The organism is Veillonella sp. VA142, from assembly GCF_003992135.1.
Lineage (GTDB): Bacteria > Bacillota > Negativicutes > Veillonellales > Veillonellaceae > F0422.
In genome coordinates this window covers 124496-144481 of record NZ_RQVN01000004.1, presented here as the reverse complement: position 1 = coordinate 144481, position 19986 = coordinate 124496, and the positions used below count along the sequence as shown (strand labels likewise).

13 protein-coding genes and 1 rRNA gene are annotated in these 19986 nt (G+C 39.6%); 12 read left to right on the top strand and 2 right to left on the bottom strand.

The features are described from left to right. Positions 1-142: 142 nt before the first annotated feature. The 11 genes from rrf (at position 143) to EO117_RS03115 (ending at position 14217) form a co-directional block, all read left to right on the top strand. Positions 143-259, top strand: a 5S ribosomal RNA gene (gene rrf / locus EO117_RS03165). Between the two features lie 878 nt (positions 260-1137). After that, positions 1138-1656 carry a hypothetical protein gene (locus EO117_RS03160; protein WP_126939057.1) on the top strand — a complete coding sequence of 173 codons (519 nt, stop codon included), beginning with the start codon at positions 1138-1140 and terminating at the stop codon, positions 1654-1656. A 171-nt stretch (positions 1657-1827) separates the two neighbouring features. Then, positions 1828-3381, top strand: coding sequence for a ClC family H(+)/Cl(-) exchange transporter (locus tag EO117_RS03155; protein ID WP_126939056.1), 1554 nt, complete (start codon positions 1828-1830; stop codon positions 3379-3381). Between the two features lie 204 nt (positions 3382-3585). Then, positions 3586-4161, top strand: coding sequence for a molybdenum cofactor biosynthesis protein B (locus tag EO117_RS03150; RefSeq protein ID WP_126939055.1), 576 nt, complete (start codon positions 3586-3588; stop codon positions 4159-4161). Positions 4162-4293: 132 nt separating this feature from the next. Next, a complete protein-coding gene (locus EO117_RS03145) occupies positions 4294-4926 on the top strand; it encodes a DUF47 domain-containing protein (RefSeq protein ID WP_126939054.1) in 633 nt (210 codons plus the stop codon). Then, positions 4919-5917 (top strand): inorganic phosphate transporter, encoded by a 999-nt coding sequence (locus EO117_RS03140; protein WP_126939053.1) that lies wholly within the window; start codon positions 4919-4921, stop codon positions 5915-5917. Before EO117_RS03145 ends, EO117_RS03140 begins: the two co-directional genes overlap by 8 nt. A 181-nt stretch (positions 5918-6098) precedes the next feature. After that, positions 6099-6542 carry an Rrf2 family transcriptional regulator gene (locus tag EO117_RS03135; protein ID WP_126939052.1) on the top strand — a complete coding sequence of 148 codons (444 nt, stop codon included), beginning with the start codon at positions 6099-6101 and terminating at the stop codon, positions 6540-6542. Positions 6543-6570: 28 nt separating this feature from the next. After that, positions 6571-7956, top strand: a complete 1386-nt coding sequence (locus EO117_RS03130) for a cytochrome ubiquinol oxidase subunit I (protein ID WP_126939051.1) — start codon at positions 6571-6573, stop codon at positions 7954-7956. Continuing rightward, entirely contained in the window at positions 7947-8966 is a 1020-nt protein-coding gene (cydB, locus tag EO117_RS03125) for a cytochrome d ubiquinol oxidase subunit II (RefSeq protein WP_126939050.1), read from the top strand. Before EO117_RS03130 ends, cydB begins: the two co-directional genes overlap by 10 nt. Positions 8967-9056: 90 nt before the next feature. Further along, positions 9057-12905, top strand: coding sequence for a thiol reductant ABC exporter subunit CydD (cydD, locus tag EO117_RS03120; protein ID WP_164727477.1), 3849 nt, complete (start codon positions 9057-9059; stop codon positions 12903-12905). Positions 12906-13059: 154 nt separating this feature from the next. Next, positions 13060-14217 (top strand): hypothetical protein, encoded by a 1158-nt coding sequence (locus EO117_RS03115; RefSeq protein WP_126939048.1) that lies wholly within the window; start codon positions 13060-13062, stop codon positions 14215-14217. Positions 14218-14580: 363 nt separating this feature from the next. Here EO117_RS03115 and EO117_RS03110 read toward each other — a convergent pair whose 3' ends face one another. Both EO117_RS03110 and EO117_RS03105 read right to left on the bottom strand, forming a co-directional pair. After that, the gene (locus tag EO117_RS03110) at positions 14581-14988 is read right to left on the bottom strand and encodes a hypothetical protein (RefSeq protein ID WP_164727476.1); all 408 of its coding nucleotides are present in this window, start codon (positions 14986-14988) and stop codon (positions 14581-14583) included. Then, entirely contained in the window at positions 14972-15904 is a 933-nt protein-coding gene (locus tag EO117_RS03105; RefSeq protein ID WP_126939046.1) for a LysR family transcriptional regulator, read from the bottom strand. Before EO117_RS03105 ends, EO117_RS03110 begins: the two co-directional genes overlap by 17 nt. Before the next feature lie 420 nt (positions 15905-16324). On the opposite strand from EO117_RS03105, the gene nifJ reads away from it, so the two are divergent. Next, positions 16325-19876, top strand: coding sequence for a pyruvate:ferredoxin (flavodoxin) oxidoreductase (nifJ, locus tag EO117_RS03100; protein ID WP_126939045.1), 3552 nt, complete (start codon positions 16325-16327; stop codon positions 19874-19876). Positions 19877-19986: the final 110 nt, after the last annotated feature.

Below are 19986 nucleotides of genomic sequence, written 5' to 3'. Positions count from 1 at the left end.
GACATGGTTGATAGGCCAGGTGTGGAAGTGCTGCAAGGCATGGAGCTGACTGGTACTAATAGATCGAGGGCTTTACTTAAGAACAAACTTGTAAGTTAATATATTATCTTTCTATGTAGTTTTCAGGGAACACCCTGACAAATTCAGTGACGATGGCTACGAGGAACCACCTGTTCCCATCCCGAACACAGTAGTTAAGCTCGTAAACGCCGAAAGTACTTGGCTGGAAACGGCCTGGGAGGATAGGAAGTCGCTGATTAAGAAAATAAAAAGAGACACCGAAAGGTGTCTCTTTTTGTTTTCTAATGCAATATACTTTTTTAATCTGGCCGTTTCCAGCCAGATTAATCAAGTAGTAACTAAGTTATACCTAATAAGCCTGGGATAAGCAGGGCTCATGATTTGAAGGAGCGGAGCGACGCGCAAATCATAGAGCATCGCTTAGTTCCTAGCGTAAGATTTTGAAGTCCCAAGGGGGCGCACAAAATCCACAGCTAGGAACAAAGCAGGAAAAAGAAACCAGATAAATCATAGAGCATCGCTTAGTTCCTGACGTAAGGTTTTAAAGCCCAAAGGGCGAATAAAACCCACAGTCAGGAACAAAGTAGGAAAAGGAAAGCAGATAAATCATAGAGCATCGCTTAGTTCCTAGCGTAAGATTTTGAAGTCCCGAAGGGGCGTACAAAATCCACAGCCAGGAACACATAGGAAGTTGCAAATGATGATGTAAAAGGAGAGCCGTTTCCAGCCAACATGACTAAAGTAATATCTATGGAAGAATGCAATAGCCCTGGGATCTCCAGTGAACCACTTTTAAAGGAGCAAAGCACGCGCATAAGCAGGGCTTATGATTTGAAGGAGCATAGCGACGCGCAAATCATAGAGCATCGCTTAGTTCCTGACGTAAGGTTTTAAAGCCCAAAGGGCATATAAACCCACAGGGCAGAACAGGAAGTTGCAGATGACAAAGCTAGATCTACTTAGCCTTTTCTAGTGAATGTGATAGAAGTAAAATCTATATAAGATGATAATAGTCTAGGAGAATATCTTCCATATATACAATTAAAACAAAATGTTGACTGGGGGGGGACATAATGTATAATTAAAACAAATATTGTGTTAAAAAGGGAGGCTTATATGCAAACAGTAGAATTTATAACATCCTATCTTACTTTTTATTTAAAAGGGAAAATTCAGGTAGATAAAAACTTTGTTAAGTTTGAAATTCCTAATACAATTCTCAAATTAATCCCTCTTGGTAAAGCTAGCCGAAGTTTACCTGTAAATCAGATTTCTAGTGTAGATGATAGCTTTAAACTAAATTTTAAATCTCTATTATGGGGAATATTTTTCCTTTTATTGGGATTAGGAATGCTTGGGGATAATACATTTTATGGTATTGTTATTAGTATTTATGCAATATTAACTATTCTAAGTTCTTTTGAGACAATTCTGCTTGTAAACTCTACATCTGGTGCTGTTACTGTTATTTCATTTGTTATTTTTGAGAAAGCTAAAGCTATTGAATGTAAAGACTATATTAACTTATTAATTACAGGACATCTTTCAGACACTAATGTAAGAGAACAAAATATGAAATTAATGGATAATGCTGATAAAAATACAGAAAAAATTATCGATGCATTGAAAAAATAGTGAAATTATATATCTATCTAAATTATATATTAATACTAAGTCAGAATGATTAAGGAGTAAGATCTTAATTATTCTGACTTTTTATATTAGGATATTGATAATTTTACATAATGACAAATCAACTGTAACCTTGTATACTATACCTATTATTAAGGTATATAAGGTGATAGTATGATACATAATAAACGAAACAATATTTTTAAAAGACCTAAGATTGAATTTTTTAATACCTTTGACAGGGAAGAGTTTCTTTTATTAATTGTGAAAGGCATTCTTATTGGGATAGTGGCAGGTACGATTGGTTCTGCTTTTAGATACATCATTCACTGGGGCAATGACTATCGGCACGAATTTATGGCGACGGCAACAGTGGTACAAATTGTGATTTGGACGATAATCATGATGATTTTCGGCTGGGGTTGTCATCTATTGCTCAAGTGGGCACCTTTATCTGGAGGTTCAGGGATTCCTCAGATTGAAGGGGAAATGAAGGGAATCTTTAATATGAATCCCTTTCCTACATTAGTGTCGAAGTTTTTTGGTGGCGCTTTTACTGGCATTGTTGGATTCTCTGTAGGTCGTGAGGGGCCATCTGTACAGCTTGGTGGTGCAACGGGGAAACTACTATCGAATTGGTTTGGCAGCTCTCTTCGAGAGGAACGAATTTTAACATCTGCTGGAGCCGCGGCGGGATTGACTGCTGCCTTTAGTGCACCTGTATCTGGGGCTATCTTCGTGTTTGAAGAAGTGCATAAAAGTTTTTACCCGAAACTAGTGATTCCTACCTTTTCCGCTACTATTTCGGCGAATTTAATCACCTCATTGGTATTTGGGCTTACACCTTCCTTGGGATTTTCTGTGATGGAAAGTATCCCTATCCAATATTTTAGTACTCTCCTTATATTAGGTGTGGGAGTAGGTTTCTTTGGAATCCTTTTTAATCGTATGATTGTGGGAGTGAAATCCTTATATGATAAACTTCCTATTTCTAGAGGGTGGAAAATTTCACTCACATTCTTAGGGGTGACGTTATTAGGACTGGATTCGCAATTACTATTGGGGGGTGGTAATGATGTAGTGACCATGATGGTCGACCATCAACAGACATTTCATCTGCTATTATATATTGTTATAGGTAAGATTATCTTAACCTCTATTTGCTATGGTAATGGTGCCCAAGGAGGTATCTTCCTCCCTATGGTGGTGATTGGATCGGCAGTGGGAGCGTTGATGCATAGTATACTGGTAGAATTACATATACTCCCTAATGCCTTCGGTGGTAGCTTCATTATTTGCGGTATGGCAGGCATGTTAGCTGCCTCTATGCGAACACCTTTGTTAGCGATTTTACTTGTTCTAGAAATGACCAATAGCTTTCACAGTATATATCAAGTAGGAACGGTGGCAATCATTGCGTACTTAACGGCAGAATTTATGAAAGAATTGCCTATCTACGATAATCTGTTACTTCGCATGAGCCAAGGTTTGGTAGGTGCAGAGAAGGAACAAACATTTTTCCAAACTCGTTTGTCAGTGGTGTGTCCTTATATAGATATGATGTTGAAAGATATTGCTCTACCGAGGGGAGCCATCATTGTAAGCATTGACCGAGGAGGGCAACCGATTGTTCCTGTTGCGACAACCGTGTTACAGTGTGGAGACGAACTATATGTTTCTTGTACAAAAGGACAGTTAAAAGAAGTAAAAGAATTTTTCAGTTATTAACATATGTTATAGAGTTACGATAGGAGATATGCTACTCTACATATAGGTAGAGTTGCGCTTAATTGCTAGTTATATATCGTAAATTGTTAAAGCTATGCCTAAGGGACTGAAAGTTTAAGAAGAAGGCTTAGCTGATCTAGTAAGATGAATAGAGTATAGGGGCTTTATACTAATACTATTGACTATGTAGAAAGGAAAAGAAACATGGCAATGATGGAATTTACAGATCGTCCGTTGACAGTAGCGGTTATTACTGTGTCTGATACAAGAACAAAGGAAACTGATAAAGGTGGAGCTCGTGTTGAGGAGTTAGCTCGCGAGGCTGGTTTTGTTGTCGTATCTCGCCAGATTGTGACAGATACAATCGAAGAGATTCAAGGCGCTATTCTTAAGGCTTTTACTGGCAACTATGGTGGAGATGTTCAAGTCTTGAAGACGTCCACAGGTAATGATGTTCGTACATGGACATATGAGGATAGTGTAGGTGTTGCTGATATCATTATTAGCACTGGTGGTACTGGGATTGCGAAACGTGATGTGTCTATCGAGGCAGTGCAACCACTATTGGATAAAGAAATTCCTGGCTTTGGGGAGTTATTTAGATTTCTAAGCTATCGTGATGATATTGGAACAAAAGCATTAGCATCTCGTGCTCTTGCGGGCGTAAAAGATCATGCGATTTTATTCGCTATCCCAGGTTCTGTGGGCGCTGTTACCTTAGCCATGAAAGAATTAATTTTGCCTGAAGTAAAACATCTAAAGCGGGAACTAATTAAATAATAGATTGTGTATAGCTATCTGTGGCAATATTATATATTAGTGCCAAGATAGCTATATTTTTCGTGCACAAGTGAATGGTAACGTGCTATAATGGGTGTATGTATATCACGTAGTAAGTTATTGGAGGATGTAATGGCTTTCAATTTAAAAGGAAAAGAAGAAAAGTTTTTCAGTATGCTTAATGAACATGCTGAGTTATGCCATGAGGCTGCACAGTTAATGCAGAAAGTGTTTGAAGGGGAACTTGAAAAAAAAGAAGCTCTTCGTCAAATTGAACAAAAAGAACAGGAAGCAGATGAATTAGTAGCAGCTACTATGGACCGTTTACGTAAAACTTTTATTACACCAATGGACCGTGAAGACATTCAACTTTTGATTGATCAAATGGATAATACCATTGATAATATTAAAGAAATTATGGATAAAATGGTGATGTACCAAGTGCAAAGTGAGCCTACTGATGGGGCTATTCGCATGGCGGAAATTGTGGCTAAATGCTGCAAACACATAAAAAAATCTATTTCTTACATGGGAAGCTTAAAGAAAAATTACTTGAAAGTAGAAGGACGAGCTTTGGAAGTATTACGTCTAGAGGCAGAGGCAGATGATATTTATCATGTGGAAATGGCAAAACTCTTTACAGAGTGTAGTGATCCAATTGAAATCATCAAGTGGAAGGAAATTCTTAGTTCCATGGAAGAGGTTATCGATGGTTCTGAGACTTTGGTAGGAACATTCCGCCGGGTAGTTTTGAAGTATGCTTGATGGTTGGGTGATATGGGCCGTCGTTTTATTATCGTTGGCCTTTGACTATATTAATGGATTCCACGACACAGCCAATGCTATAGCTACGTCTGTATCGACAAGAGCAATTACACCTAAAATGGCGATTATGATGGCGGCAACATTAAATTTTTTAGGGGCTATGGTAAGTACTGGTGTTGCTAAAACAATTGGTGGCGATATCGTCACGGCTCCAGAGATGATTAATGGTGAAATTATAGTAGCAGCTTTGGTGGGGGCTATTTTTTGGAACCTGTTAACGTGGTGGTATGGGATTCCAAGTTCTTCCTCGCATGCATTAATCGGTGGCATCATTGGTGCAGTACTGATTTCTGTAGGACCAGAAGCTTTGCAAGCAGGTGGGATCGGTAAGATTTTCATTTCTTTAGTAGCATCTCCTATTTTAGCTTTAGTATTAGGCTATATTGTGATGAAAATACTACTTATCTTATTTGGGCGATTTTCTCCCATTATTTTGAATGATAGATTCCGGAATATGCAATTAGTATCTGCAGCTCTCATGTCATTCTCTCACGGTTCTAATGATGCTCAAAAAGCAATGGGGATTATTACCTTAACTCTAGTAGCTAGTGGACAATTACAAAGCTTAGAGGTACCCGTTTGGGTTAAGCTTGCCTGTGCCACAGCAATGGCATTAGGTACAGCAGCAGGAGGATGGAAAATTATTGCTACTGTAGGTAGTAAAATTTTCAAGTTGGAAAGTATCAATGGCTTTGCAGCAGATTTAAACTCTGCTATCACTATTTTTACGGCAACTTTATTACACTTGCCAGTATCTACGACACATGTTGTGAGCGGTTCTATTATGGGCGTAGGTACAGCTATGCGTGTGAGAGCCGTAAACTGGAGCACTGCAAGATCTATGGTATTTGCTTGGTTTATTACGATACCATTATCCGCTGGTGTATCAGCCTTGGCATATACAATTATTGATGCATTGGCACATATATAAAAAATGAAGAAATTATAAAGAAATGTATTGCAACATTCTCAATAATTTCTTATAATAGAGACAAGAGATGCTCGAAGGCGTATGCACTCGAGCATTTTTTATAGCCATAAAGTATACTACTAGAGTGTACTTTCCACGCCCATATACAATATATATTATAGATTCAATAAGGGAGATACCATTGAAGTTTAATCAGGCAACAGACTATGCGTTTCGGATTATCTTATATATGTCTACATTACCATTCGGCACTCGGAAGGTTGGAGCTGAGTTGGCAAGGACTAGTAAAATTCCAGAACGATTCTTGTTAAAAATTATGCGCTATCTAGTGAATGCTAAATTATTGCATTCCTATCGAGGTGTAGATGGCGGGTTTTCGCTAGCAAAAAAACCAAAAGATATCAACTTGTATGATGTGGTGACTGCTGTAGAAGGCGACACATATCTTCAACATTGTTTGTATGACTCTGAAAGCTGCTCCCGTGGTTGTCACGGTCAATGTGCTGTACAAGAGGCTGTGGGTAAGATTCAAGCGGTGTTAATACAAGAGTTAAAAAACGTTGATTTCGAAACGTTAGCAAAACGTGAACGTTCGATTCATATATCATTGCACCATGTGGTCTAAATTTATGTTCAAGTGAGGAGGAATTGACATGATGGATGCAGTCTTGTTAGCTCGTTTTCAATTTGCATTGACTACGATCTATCACTGGCTCTTCGTACCGTTCACGCTAGGTATGACAGTATTAGTAGCAATATTGGAAATTACTTATGCGCGTACGAAAAACGAAGTGTACAAAAAAATGGCAAAGTTCTGGGGTAAACTATTCCTAATTAACTTTGCAATGGGTGTTGTAACAGGTATCGTTCAAGAGTTCCATTTTGGAATGAACTGGGCAGAATACTCCCGATTTATGGGAGATATCTTCGGAGCTCCTTTGGCATTAGAAGCGTTAACAGCATTCTTCTTAGAGTCTACTTTTATGGGGGCTTGGATTTTCGGATGGGATAAAATGTCCCCTAAAGCGCACGCATTTGTAGCGGTGCTAGTAGCTATTGGTAGTAATTTATCAGCATTTTGGATTTTAGTAGCGAACTCATTTATGCAACATCCAGTAGGCTTTGTACTTCGTAATGGTCGTGCTGAAATGGATTCTTTTGCAGCAATTTTACAAAATGGTTATTTACCGGGTCAATATTTACACATCTTTACAGATGGTATCTTAACAGCTGGTGTAATTATCGCTTCTGTTAGTGCATGGCATTTATTGAAAAATAACCATGTAGAGTTTTATTCTAAATCTATCAAATTTGGTTTAGGTGCGGCAATCATTGGTGGTTTACTAGTAGGTGGCGCCGGTCACTTCCAAGGACAAACCGTAGCCAAATTACAGCCTATGAAAGTAGCTGCTTTTGAAGCTTTATGGGAAACTCATGATCCAGCTCCATTTGCGATTGTAGCCGGTATCGATCAAGATGGTAAAAAGAATAACTTTGAAATCGGCGTACCAGGTGCATTATCTTTTGTAGTTCATGATTCTTTTAAAGGGGAAGTAAAAGGCATTAATGACCTTCAAAAAGAAGCTGAAGTGAAACATGGTGCTGGTGATTACGTGCCACATGTAACATCTATGTTCTGGTCCTTTCGTGTTATGATTTTAGCTGGCATTATTATGTTAGTAACATCCATTGTAGGATACTATTTACATGTGAAAGGTAAATTGCTTAATAATAGAGTGGCTCTAAAAAGCATCTATCATTTATTAGCCCTTCCATTTATTGCTAACTCCACAGGTTGGTATGTGGCAGAAGCAGGCCGCCAACCTTGGCTAGTATACGGATTACAAAAAACAGCTGATGGTGCATCCAAAGTGGTAACTGCACCAGAAATTTGGACAACAATTATTGGTTTTACTGCGGTTTATGTAGTCATGGCGATTGCTGCCATTTACTTAGCAGTGAAACATATTCAAGCGGGTCCTAATGGTAACCCAGCTCATGATGTGGTTGAACAAGAGGAGGCTACATTATGGAAATAATTACAAATAATTTAGAATTAATCTGGTTTATCTTAGTAGGTGTACTATTTACAGGGTTCTTCATTTTAGAAGGCCTTGACTACGGTGTAGGTATGTGGCTTCCATTCTTGGGGAAAACAGACCGTGAACGCCGTCAATTAATCAACACTATCGGACCTGTTTGGGACGGTAACCAAGTATGGATGTTGACTGCTGGTGGTGCTATGTTCGCATCCTTCCCACAAGTATATGCAACTCTATTCAGTGGTTTCTATTTAGCGTTGTTCTTAATGTTAGCGGCTTTGATTGCTCGCGGCGTGTCCTTTGACTTCCGCAGTAAAGATAAAAGCCCAGCATGGCGTGGTGCGTTTGACTGGTGCATTTTCTTTGGTTCTGCTATTCCCGCTCTTCTATGGGGTGTGACTGTAGGTAATTTAATCCAAGGTACGCCAATTGATAAACATATGAACTATGTAGGTGGTTTCTTAGATTTATTGAGTGTATACACGATTCTTTGTGGTATTGCATTTGTATGTGTATTCTTGTACCATGGTGCATTATATGCTTCCTTGAAAACAACAGGGGAAATCTCTGAACGTGCTCGTGCAGCAGCCTTAGTAGAAGGCGTTATCACAGCTGTAGGTGCGTTGGTATTGGTGGGTGCTACGTATGTATATACTGACTTATTCCACAGTACATTGGCAACTGTAGCATTCGCATTAGCAATTGTAAGCTTCTTGGTATCTTGGGGCTTTACACGTGCACGCCAAACTGGTAAAGGTTTTGTGTTCAGTGCATTGACAATCTTATTTGTTACATTAGCTTATTTTGCAGGATTATTCCCTCGCATTATGGTATCTAGCATTGACTCAGCGTATAGCTTAACAATTATGAATGCAGCATCTTCTACATACACATTGACGTTGATGACAATTGTAGCATGTATCTTTGTACCTATCGTATTAGTGTACCAGGCATGGGCATATTATTACTTCCGTCATCGTGTATCGCAAGATGACTTACACTATTAATTCATAGTAATTTTGAAAGGGGCGTGGTTTCACGTCCCTTTTGTTGCATATATAAGGAATCTATATGTTATGATTCTGAAAGGAGACCTTATGTTTCATTCCTTTGCCTGGCAATTAGTAAAATTGCATCCTCGTTCTTATGGAGGTATGTTGTTGCTGACCTTACTTGGTACCGTAGCAACGCTAGGTCAGGCGTATGCCTTTGCGTATATCATAGATGGATTGGTAGTACAAGGTGAGCATGTATCCTATGGTATGATGGCTATATTGGGAGCTATGATTAGTATGCGTATGGTATGTTCCTATGGAGAACAGTGGTTACGAGATCATGTTGCCAGTGCTGTTCATGAGGATCTACGGAATCGAGTCTTGCATCATATGTTAGCCCAAGGTGTTCGCCAATCCGAGAGCACTGGATCTGTCGCACATATTTTGACAGATGGATTAGACCATGTAGATGCCTATATGAGCCAATACATTCCACAAGCTCTCTATGCTGTATTGATTCCTCTCATGATATCTGTGGCTATAATTGATTCTGTATCTTGGATTGGATGGATTTTATTAATTACCTATCCTTTAATTCCTTTCTTTATGATTCTTATCGGTCAAAAAGCAGACAAATTAAACAAACAACAATGGGATCACATGCAATTCTTAGGGGGACATTTTCTTGATGTACTACAAGGATTAACGACGTTGAAAGTATTTGGTAGATCTAAAGAACAAGTTCATGTCATCGGTCGATTATCTGGAGAGTTCCGTGATGCCACACTAAAAGTGTTGCGGATAGCCTTTTTATCTGCCTTAGTGTTGGAATTAATTGGTACTATTAGTACGGCTATGATTGCTGTTTATTTAGGGGTGTCTTTAGTCTATGGTGAAGTAGAGTTTTTGCCAGCTTTCTTTATCTTGTTACTGGCACCGGATTTCTATGCACCTTTACGACAACTAGGATCTGCTTTCCATACGGGTTTGTCTGGTAAGGTGAGTTTGACAGCGGTACAAGAGTATCTAATATCTGGTATCGAAGTAGTTCGTACAGGTCGAGAAACACTAGAAAAGCCGATTCAAACGATTGAGCTCCTTGATGTGGCATACCAATATGAAACAGACCATATGGGACTAGAGACTTTCACAGGTGTATTGGAACGTGGGCGATCCCATATGCTAGTTGGTGAAAGTGGAGCCGGTAAGACGACTATATCTAATGTGCTTATGCAATTATTGACGCCTACTAAGGGACAGGTTACAGTGGATGGTTATAATTTACAAACCTTAGACAGTCAGTGGTATCACAAACAAATCGCCTATCTCAGTCAAACACCGTATATCATGAGTGGTACTTTACGGGAGAATTTACAATTTGGGTTAGAGGTAACGGATGAAGCGTTATGGAAAGTACTAGATGAAGTGCAATTAGCTAATTTTGTGTCTACCTTACCATTGGGGTTAGATACAATGATTGGAGAAGGTGGCTACGGATTGTCCGGCGGACAACGCCAACGATTAGCGTTAGGACGAACCTTATTACGACCAGCACAAATCCTTATCCTTGATGAAGTGACGGCCCATTTAGATGTAGAAACAGAAAATCTAATCATGCAAGTATTGCGTGATTACGGGAAAGATAAAATCGTTCTTTATGTGGGACATCGTGTACAAACCATGAAGTATGTAGATGTCTTATTTGTGATGCGAGAAGGACGATTAGTGGAATCTGGTAGTTATACGGATTTAGTGACACAAAATGGATATTTTGCATCCTTAGTAAATACCTATAGTAATCCTGTGATACGAAAGCTTGCTGTGGAGAATGAGGGTGTAGAACGGTTGAATCGAGCTCCAGAAACAGTGTGCAGCACTAATGCTGAACTTCAAGATAGGAAGACTCAATCCGGTCCAACCAATCTATACCAATTAGATGTATTACATGCTAAGGAAGATACTAGAATAAACGCTGAATCGATGGTACAAGAGAAAATCGTGGAGACATACAAGATGGACTACGACACTATGACTCGAACTGCGATGGAACCAAGCATAGTAAACGATGATGAATGGCAACATGAAGTGAGGGAATCTGTAAAAGAACCGGATATACGCCGTGGGTTGATATCGTTATGGAATGTACTATCTCAGCATAGAGTTTTGTTAGTGGGAAGCGTCATTTTTGCCATGGCCACGGTGCTCATGAATATTGGATTACTGACTACATCTACATGGCTCATAACGAAAGCCTCGGAGCATCCTGTATTAGTGGTACTTAGCTTGGCTATCGTAGGAGTTCGATTTTTTGGGATTAGCCGTGCTATCTGCCGCTATGGGGAGCGATATGTGTCGCATTCTATGGCGTTCCAGGGTTTATACGAATTGCGTATTGCTTTCTTTAGGCGGCTAGAACCACTAGTTCCAGCTATCTTTCAATCTATGAAAATGGGTGACTTGCTAGGGCGGATTATGGCAGATATTGAAACGTTACAGTTTTTTTATTTGCGTACGTTAGTGCCTAGCTTGTCATTCCTCGGTGTTGCAGTACTAGGCTGTATTATTGGATATCAATTGCACCCTATAGTAGCCATCGTGATTGCACTGTATAGTATTATTGTAGGCGTGGTGCTACCGATGGGTATTACCTATGCATTGCGACGAGTCCCACCTATGCGACTACATACGAGAGGACGCATGAAAGAAGAATTAATCGAATCGATTCATGGTGTAGTAGATATTATTATGAGTCATCAAGAAATGCGATTTGTACAGTCTATGAAAGTATCTTTTAATGCGTTTGATGGTTGGCAAGGATTATGGAATCGTGGTGTTCGTTGGAATCAGACAATCATTTTAGGGTTAGCCCAATCAGCGTTACTAGTGGGAGTAGTGGTTGGGGTATGGGCAATCGATGGAAGCTCCTTTGGACCACTGTGGGTAGCTGTTATTGCTATCGGATTGCAGTCATACTTTGAAGTGTTGCAACCTATGACAGAGGCATCCTTACATGGCTATGAAAGTGCTTTAGCCATGGAACGATTAGAACAGTTGGAGGGACCATCAGGGCATAGTACAAATACTACAAGTGTGATGAAGGCAAAAGTAAATATTGAGCATGAATACTTGTATGATAGTGAAGGAATCAGTACTACCTTACAACAGTCAAAAAATTTAGCAAGGAAATTGGATGATATTGTAAACTGTACAATGGCGGAGAGAAAATCCCCGATGGTTTGTGTACAATCGGTATCTTTTGCCTACGATGTCCTACCTATCTATGATGGGTTAGACTTGTCCATTCAAAAAGGTGAGAAAGTGGCTATTGTGGGACCTAGTGGATCTGGGAAAAGCACCTTATTTGCTCTATTGCAACGATGGTATGATTACAGTGGTACTATCTCTATTGATGGAGTTGATACAAGGACTCTTTCAGAGGAGCAATTACAATCACATATGGCATTCGCTACCCAAGATATCTATGTATTCCATGCTACCATTGGTGATAACGTCCGATTGGCCAAGCCGAGCGCTACCGATGAAGATGTATGGCAAGCTTTAGAAGCAGTACAACTGGCGGACTGGGTACGAAGCTTACCGAAAGGCTTGCGGACTATAGTTGGGCAAGGGGGAATGGGTCTTAGCGGAGGACAACGACAACGTTTGGGAATGGCACGGTTGTATTTACGTGATGCAGAGATTTTGCTCTTGGATGAACCATTAGAAGGATTAGACCAAGTGACTCGACACTTAGTACAAGACCAGTTGAGCACCTTGTTCCAAGGAAAAACTGTGTTATACATTACACACCATATTGAACAGCTTCATGAGATGGATCGTATCTTGTTCTTGGAACGAGGACGTATTGTGGAAAGTGGAACCTATGAAAACTTATTAGCTTTACAGGGCCGATTTTATGAATACCATCGGTTAAGCATGGAACGAATTTAATACGCAGAATATCTATAAGATATGAATAGCCTTACCTATAGTGAATATGCTATATAGGGCTATTCTTTCATTTATGGGGGGACTATGATATAATTGTGATGATTATAAAAGTGTATCACTTAGATTGAGATAACCTACTAGATAGGAGATATATATGGGACAATTAGTTACTAAGCTATTGAAGTTAGCTAATGCTGTAACTACACAAACACATATAGAAGGCCCACGTTTACCTGAGTCATTAGAAGATGGAAATACATTGTATGATCATCGTATGCTATCCATTGAGGAAGAAGCAGTCAACCGCAAGATGCGATCGGTAGTGCGTAATCATTGGTTCTTTCATTCTATAATCTTCGAATTTGAACCAAATAATAAGGTATTTATGAATGTCATCACCAAACTGGGGAATGTCATCAATGTGGAGTTTGATGTTGATGATATTTGGTTTGATGATTATACATCAACTATTCAAATTAAAGTGGATGTAGCTAACGTAGATATGGGAGGTTTATTCTTAAATATCATTACCCATCTTTTTGGGAATTGGAGCTTACATGTATTAGGAATGTTTTTTAATCCTTTCAGTATCGATGATGATACATCATCTATGCGATTAGAAAAAAAAGGCATTATTCGATTTGATTTGTCGCCGAATAGTACGATACGACAGTTCATTCCTTGGCCGCAACGCTCAAAAGAAAGTGTAGGACCTGTTTTGCTAACAGGGATCAAATCGGGGCAATCAGTATTGCAAGTGGAGTACTATGCATTTCATCAGAAACTAGAAACATATTCTGCGCCTGAAATGCCTGTAAAAACGAACTGGGTTCGATCCATCGATATGGCGGCTGCCTTATTAATGCCTATAGGAGTTTGGGTGAGTTTTATTATCTTGAACCATTACTTACCTCATGAAGAGTTACAGGATTTTTCCTTTTCCACATATTTCTTTATTTCCTTAAGTATTTTACTGTTTAGTTTTATCGTTATGAATATTCCTCGGTATATTTATATGTATTTTGAAACGAGGAAAAAATGGCAATCTGTCTTTGTGAGCAATAACATTAAGATACAGATGCGACGATTACAGCGACGTATTGCGATGCAAAAGCAGGCCCTAGAGAATGATAAAAACGTTGTGAAACGACAAGAGCACATCGTGGAAATGTTAATGCAAATACGGGATAAACGATTCTTGGCACATCGGTTGAAAGTGGCTGATGAAGATCGGGATCGGAAACAGAAAGTGAAGTTTATTATTGCTTATGTACTGTGTACGTTCCTCGAATGGATGCTCCTTATACACTAAGCACTTATACTCGAAATGGGTAGGAGGGATATGTGAGATATAAAAACATGCTGCCGCAAATTGTTTTTATATCTCACATATCCCTCCTTTTCAAATGTAGTAAGTGCTTAGGTAGGCGTCATAGGGGAATATGCTGTTGCAAATTCTTTTTTACTCCCATATATCCCCCTTTTCGTATACAGTCAGTGTTAAGATAGGCGTCGCACGGAAAGATGCTACCGCAAATTCTTTATACCTCGCCTATCCCTCCTTTTCAAATGTAGTAAGTGCTTAGGTAGGCGTCGCAAACAGATTTATGATATCGCAAATGGAATATAAAAAGGACTGTACATAATGCTAATGCACTTGGTACAGTCCTTTATTTTATTTTTTAACGTCTGGGACGTTGGTTGGGTTTGCTTTGAATGGTGTTTTCACCGGTGTTGCTTTGCTTGGTTCTGGAGCCTCTATGTTGGGGTGTTCCCACTCTAGCTGCATGATGCGGAACTGGTGTTGGTTGGCAAAGCGTTTGAGCTGCCAGCTGTCTCGTTCTAGTTCTTTTAGGCGTTCTCCGTGAGAGTTACTGATGCTTTCTAGGTTGGTTAAGCGATAGTGAAAGGTATCGCTATGTTCCATGGTGTGCTCCATATCGATGCGTTCTTTCAGGGTGTCAATTTCTAGTTGTTGTGACACCATCCAATAGGTTGTGCTTAGTACATAGAGGATAATCCAAAATAGGGGCTTACGTAGGAGAGTGCCTACTTTTAGAAGTAGATTACTCAGCTGTTTCATCATGGGTGTCGCCAGGAATCAACGGCAAGCGTGCCATCACGAAGTCTAACCATAAGCGGGATGCGTGAGATAGATAATGTCCTTTTTTCCAGATCACATGTAAGGTATGCATAATTTCAGGGTTCACTAAAGGGCGTACTACAACGCTGGATCCAACTTTTGTATTTTCATCTTCCGTAGGGCATAAGCGGCTAGGCAATAAAGCAATTGCTAAGTGAGCGGCAACGGTTTGCAACATCAAATCACGTTGGCTTGTTTCAAATACTATGTGCGGTTGGAAGCCCACAGATTTACAAGATTTTACAATTTCATCGTGTAAATTAAAATCATCTTTATGTAATACGAAAGATTGGTCTGCTAATTGATCAAGAGAGATAGATTCTTCTTCTGCTAATGGATTATCTTTTGGCAAGATAACGCTTAAAGGATCACTTGTTAAATAGAAGGAATCAAATTCTTTGGCGTTCGGTTTAGTACAGATGATACCCACATCGATGAGACCTTCTTGGACTGAGATTTCTATTTTCTTAGAACCGTGTTCATATAATTCCAAATCGATTTGAGGGTAAGTTTGTTTGAACTCACCTAGTAATTGCGCAAAGATAGGAGCGTCTGTTACAGGAGGTAAACCAATGAGTACAGAACCTTGCTCTAAGCGGAATTCATTTTCGAAATCGATTTTTAAATGTTCAAACATAAAGACAACCCGTTTTGCATGGGTTAAAAAGATGGTGCCACCGTCAGTCATTTCAACGGATTTTGCATTACGAATGAATAATACAACACCTAGCTCATCTTCTAGAGCTTTTATGGTACGGCTGATAGCAGATTGTGAAATGTGAAGATTTCTTGCGGCCTTGCTGAAACTTTTTTGATCCGCTACTTCTACGAAGTATTTTAAGTGATGAAAGTCCATAACGCACCTCTTACATATGGTAATAACAAAAGCCCTCTTTTTTAGTATGCTAATTAAGCAATATTATATGAAAAAATGTAAATTGATAATCGCATAATTAGCAATGTACATAGTCTATATGGTATTGCGAAGTTCTCGTTCTCAATGTATAATGAAACCATAAGGCTATATCAATTTGTTGCGAAGTAGAGTTGCTACTTCACAAATTTGCAAAGAGGTACTATATAACTAATATATTATTACATTTTTGCAACATATGCAATCTTTTTAGAAATAAATGATTCATATTTCAAAACATTTTGATACTCTGAGGGGAAGATTCGTCTAGCGAGTGCTTGGATAAGAATCTGTATACATCCCCCTGTTTTGTATGTAACTACAAGTGTTAATTTTTATTTGCTGTAAGGAGGCTATTTTAACATGCGTAAAATGAAAACTATGGACGGCAACCAAGCTGCGGCTCACGTAGCGTATGGTTTTTCCGAAGTGGCAGCGATTTATCCAATCACTCCATCTTCTCCAATGCCAGAACATGTGGATGAATGGGCAGGACAAGGCCGTAAAAACTTGTTCGGTCATACTGTACAGGTTGTTGAAATGCAATCCGAAGCCGGCGCTGCAGCAGCAGTTCACGGTTCTTTACAAGCTGGTGCATTGACAACTACTTTCACATCTTCTCAAGGTCTATTATTGATGTTACCTAACTTGTACAAAGTGTCTGGTGAGTTACTTCCAGGTGTATTCCATGTAGCAGCTCGTGCTATCGCAGCGCAAGCATTGTCTATCTTTGGTGACCATCAAGACGTTATGGCAGCTCGTGCTGCTGGTTGTGCTATGTTAGCAGAATCTTCTGTACAAGAAGTTATGGATCTTGCTCCAGTTGCGCATTTAACAGCGTTAAAAACTCGCGTTCCTTTCATCAACTTCTTTGACGGTTTCCGTACTTCTCACGAAATCCAAAAAATCGAAGTATTAGAATATGATGAATTAAAACCTTTAGTAGACCAAGAGGCTTTAGAAGCATTCCGTCAACGTGCGTTGAATCCGGATGCCCCTGTAACTCGTGGTACTGCTGAAAACCCTGATATCTACTTCCAACATCGTGAAGCTTCTAACCCATTCTACTTAGAAGTTCCAAATGTAGTAGAACATTACATGCATGAAATCAATAAAATCACTGGTCGTAACTACCAATTGTTTAACTACTATGGTGCAGAAGATGCAACTGACGTAATTGTAACAATGGGTTCCTCCGCACAAGTAGCTACTGAAACTGTAGATTACTTACGTGCACAAGGCCGCAAAGTTGGTTTCGTACAAATACATTTATTCCGTCCGTTCTCCACAGAACGTTTTGCAGCGGCTCTTCCAAAAACTGTAGAACGCGTAGCGGTGTTAGACCGTACAAAAGAACCAGGTGCATTGGCTGAACCTTTATTCTTAGACGTTCAAGCAGCACTTGTTCAACACAATATCAATGCTAAAGTATTCGGCGGTCGTTATGGTCTTTCTTCTAAAGACGTAATCCCAGCTGATCTTGTAGCAGTATTTGATAACATGTTAGCAGAAGAGGGCAAACGTTTCTTCACATTAGGCATCAATGACGATGTAACTAACTTGTCCTTGAACCGTGCTGAAGGTGTATCTGTAAAAACTGAAGGTTTGACTGGATGTAAATTCTGGGGCTTCGGTTCTGACGGAACTGTAGGTGCTAACAAATCGGCTATCAAAATCATCGGTGACCATACAGATATGTATGCACAAGCATACTTCGACTATGACTCCAAAAAATCTGGTGGTGTGACAATGTCTCACTTACGTTTTGGTAAAAACCCAATTAACAAACCATACTTGGTAACTGAACCAGAATTTATTGCTTGTCATCGTCAATCTTATGTTCACGAATACGATCTTCTTCGTGGTATCAAACATGGCGGTACATTCTTATTGAACTGTACTTGGGGTCCAGAAGAATTAGCAGAAAAATTACCTGCAAAACTTCGCCGTACAATTGCTGAAAAAGAATTGAACTTCTACATCATCAATGCAGCGAAAATTGCAGCTGAAATTGGTTTGGGCGGCCGTATCAATATGGTTACTCAAGCTGCGTTCTTCAAATTGACTGAAGACACAATCATTCCTATCGATAAAGCAGTGGAATACTTAAAAGACTCCATTGAAAAAACATATGGTAAAAAAGGTGCAGACGTTGTTGCAATGAATAACGAAGCTGTTGATCAAGGTGTAGGAGCTCTTGTAAAAGTAGAAGTTCCAGCAGCATGGAAAGATGCAAAAGACTCCGAAGATACTTTCGAGAAATCTTCTTGCACAACTTGCCCAAGCTATGTAGCTAACATTGCAAAACCTGTTAATGCGCAAGCTGGTTATGACTTACCAGTATCCGCTTTCACAGGCTATGAAGATGGTACATTACCTTCTGGTACAGCTGCATTCGAAAAACGTGGTGCTGCCTTATTCGTTCCACACTGGATCAAAGAAAACTGTATCCAATGTAACCAATGTTCCTTCGTTTGTCCACATGCAACTATTCGTCCTGTATTAGCGACAGCAGAAGAAGCAGCAGCAGGACCTGAAAACTTTGAAACAATTCCAGAAATGATGACTAAAGGTGAATTGCAATTCCGTATTGCAGTATCTCCATTAGACTGCTTAGGTTGCGGTAACTGCGTGAATATCTGTCCAGCTCCTAAAGGAAAAGCAATCGAAATGCGTCCTATCGATGGCGAATTAGAATTTGCTCCAGCTTGGGATTATGGTGTAGCATTACCAACTAAATCTCACCCAATGAAACAAGAAACTGTAAAAGGTTCCCAATTCAAAACTCCATTGCTTGAGTTCTCTGGCGCTTGCGCAGGTTGTGGTGAAACTCCATATGCTAAATTGATTACTCAATTATTCGGTGACCGTATGATGATTGCCAATGCGACAGGTTGTTCCTCTATTTGGGGTGCATCTATGCCAGCATCTCCATACACTAAAAACCAACAAGGCCAAGGTCCTGCATGGGCTAACTCCTTATTCGAGGACAATGCTGAGTTCGGTTATGGTATGTTCATCGGTACTGAAAAAATCCGTGCACAATTAGCTGACACTGTAGCTTCCATTGCTGAAACAGCTGATGAAACAACTAAACAAGTTCTTGACTTATGGTTAGAAAAACGTCTTCAAGGCGAAGGTACTCGTGACCGTGCTAAAGCAGTGATCGATGCTCTTTCCAAAGTAGAACAAACAGAAGCTGTAAAAGAAGTATTGGCTAAAAAACAATACCTTGTAAAACGTTCCCAATGGATCTTCGGTGGTGACGGTTGGGCATACGATATTGGTTTCGGTGGCCTTGACCATGTATTGGCTTCTGGCGAAGACGTTAACGTATTCGTATTCGATACAGAAGTATACTCCAACACTGGCGGTCAAGCATCTAAATCTACTCGCGTAGGTGCGGTTGCTCAATTCGCTGCGCAAGGTAAACGTACAAACAAAAAAGACCTTGGCATGATCGCTATGACATATGGCAATATCTATGTGGCTCAAGTTGGTATGGGTGCTGACATGAACCAATTGATGAAAGCATTGGCAGAAGCTGAAGCATATCCAGGTCCATCCCTAATCATTGCTTATGCTCCATGTATCAACCATGGTATCAAAGGCGGTATGGGTAATGCACAAGCTGAAACTAAACAAGCTGTTGCATCTGGTTACTGGGATTTATACCGTTACAACCCAGCATTAAAAGCACAAGGCAAAAACCCATTCAGCCTTGATTCCAAAGAACCTGATTACGAATTATTCGACTCCTTCTTAGGAAAAGAAGTTCGTTATACATCTTTGGGTAAAGCAGTTCCTGCAATGAGCAAAGAATTGTTAGAAATCAACAAACAATTAGCTAAAGAACGCCGTCAATCTTATGTTCGTTTACAAAAAGGTTTTGAAGACGAATTACAACAAGGCTAATCAATAGCAAAAGTAATATGAAAAGGCTCTCCTTTGGGAGGGCCTTTTTATCAGAGTTGTATACTAGTGCTTTTACTTTATGACATATTAGTAATTCATACAAAGTATAT

Coding starts and splice junctions, on each gene's coding strand:
- EO117_RS03160 (WP_126939057.1), top strand. CDS start 1,138: ATGCAAACAGTAGAATTTATAACATCCTATCTTACTTTTTATTTAAAA.
- EO117_RS03155 (WP_126939056.1), top strand. CDS start 1,828: ATGATACATAATAAACGAAACAATATTTTTAAAAGACCTAAGATTGAA.
- EO117_RS03150 (WP_126939055.1), top strand. CDS start 3,586: ATGGCAATGATGGAATTTACAGATCGTCCGTTGACAGTAGCGGTTATT.
- EO117_RS03145 (WP_126939054.1), top strand. CDS start 4,294: ATGGCTTTCAATTTAAAAGGAAAAGAAGAAAAGTTTTTCAGTATGCTT.
- EO117_RS03140 (WP_126939053.1), top strand. CDS start 4,919: ATGCTTGATGGTTGGGTGATATGGGCCGTCGTTTTATTATCGTTGGCC.
- EO117_RS03130 (WP_126939051.1), top strand. CDS start 6,571: ATGATGGATGCAGTCTTGTTAGCTCGTTTTCAATTTGCATTGACTACG.
- cydB (WP_126939050.1), top strand. CDS start 7,947: ATGGAAATAATTACAAATAATTTAGAATTAATCTGGTTTATCTTAGTA.
- cydD (WP_164727477.1), top strand. CDS start 9,057: ATGTTTCATTCCTTTGCCTGGCAATTAGTAAAATTGCATCCTCGTTCT.
- EO117_RS03115 (WP_126939048.1), top strand. CDS start 13,060: ATGGGACAATTAGTTACTAAGCTATTGAAGTTAGCTAATGCTGTAACT.
- EO117_RS03110 (WP_164727476.1), bottom strand. CDS start 14,988: ATGAAACAGCTGAGTAATCTACTTCTAAAAGTAGGCACTCTCCTACGT.
- EO117_RS03105 (WP_126939046.1), bottom strand. CDS start 15,904: ATGGACTTTCATCACTTAAAATACTTCGTAGAAGTAGCGGATCAAAAA.
- nifJ (WP_126939045.1), top strand. CDS start 16,325: ATGCGTAAAATGAAAACTATGGACGGCAACCAAGCTGCGGCTCACGTA.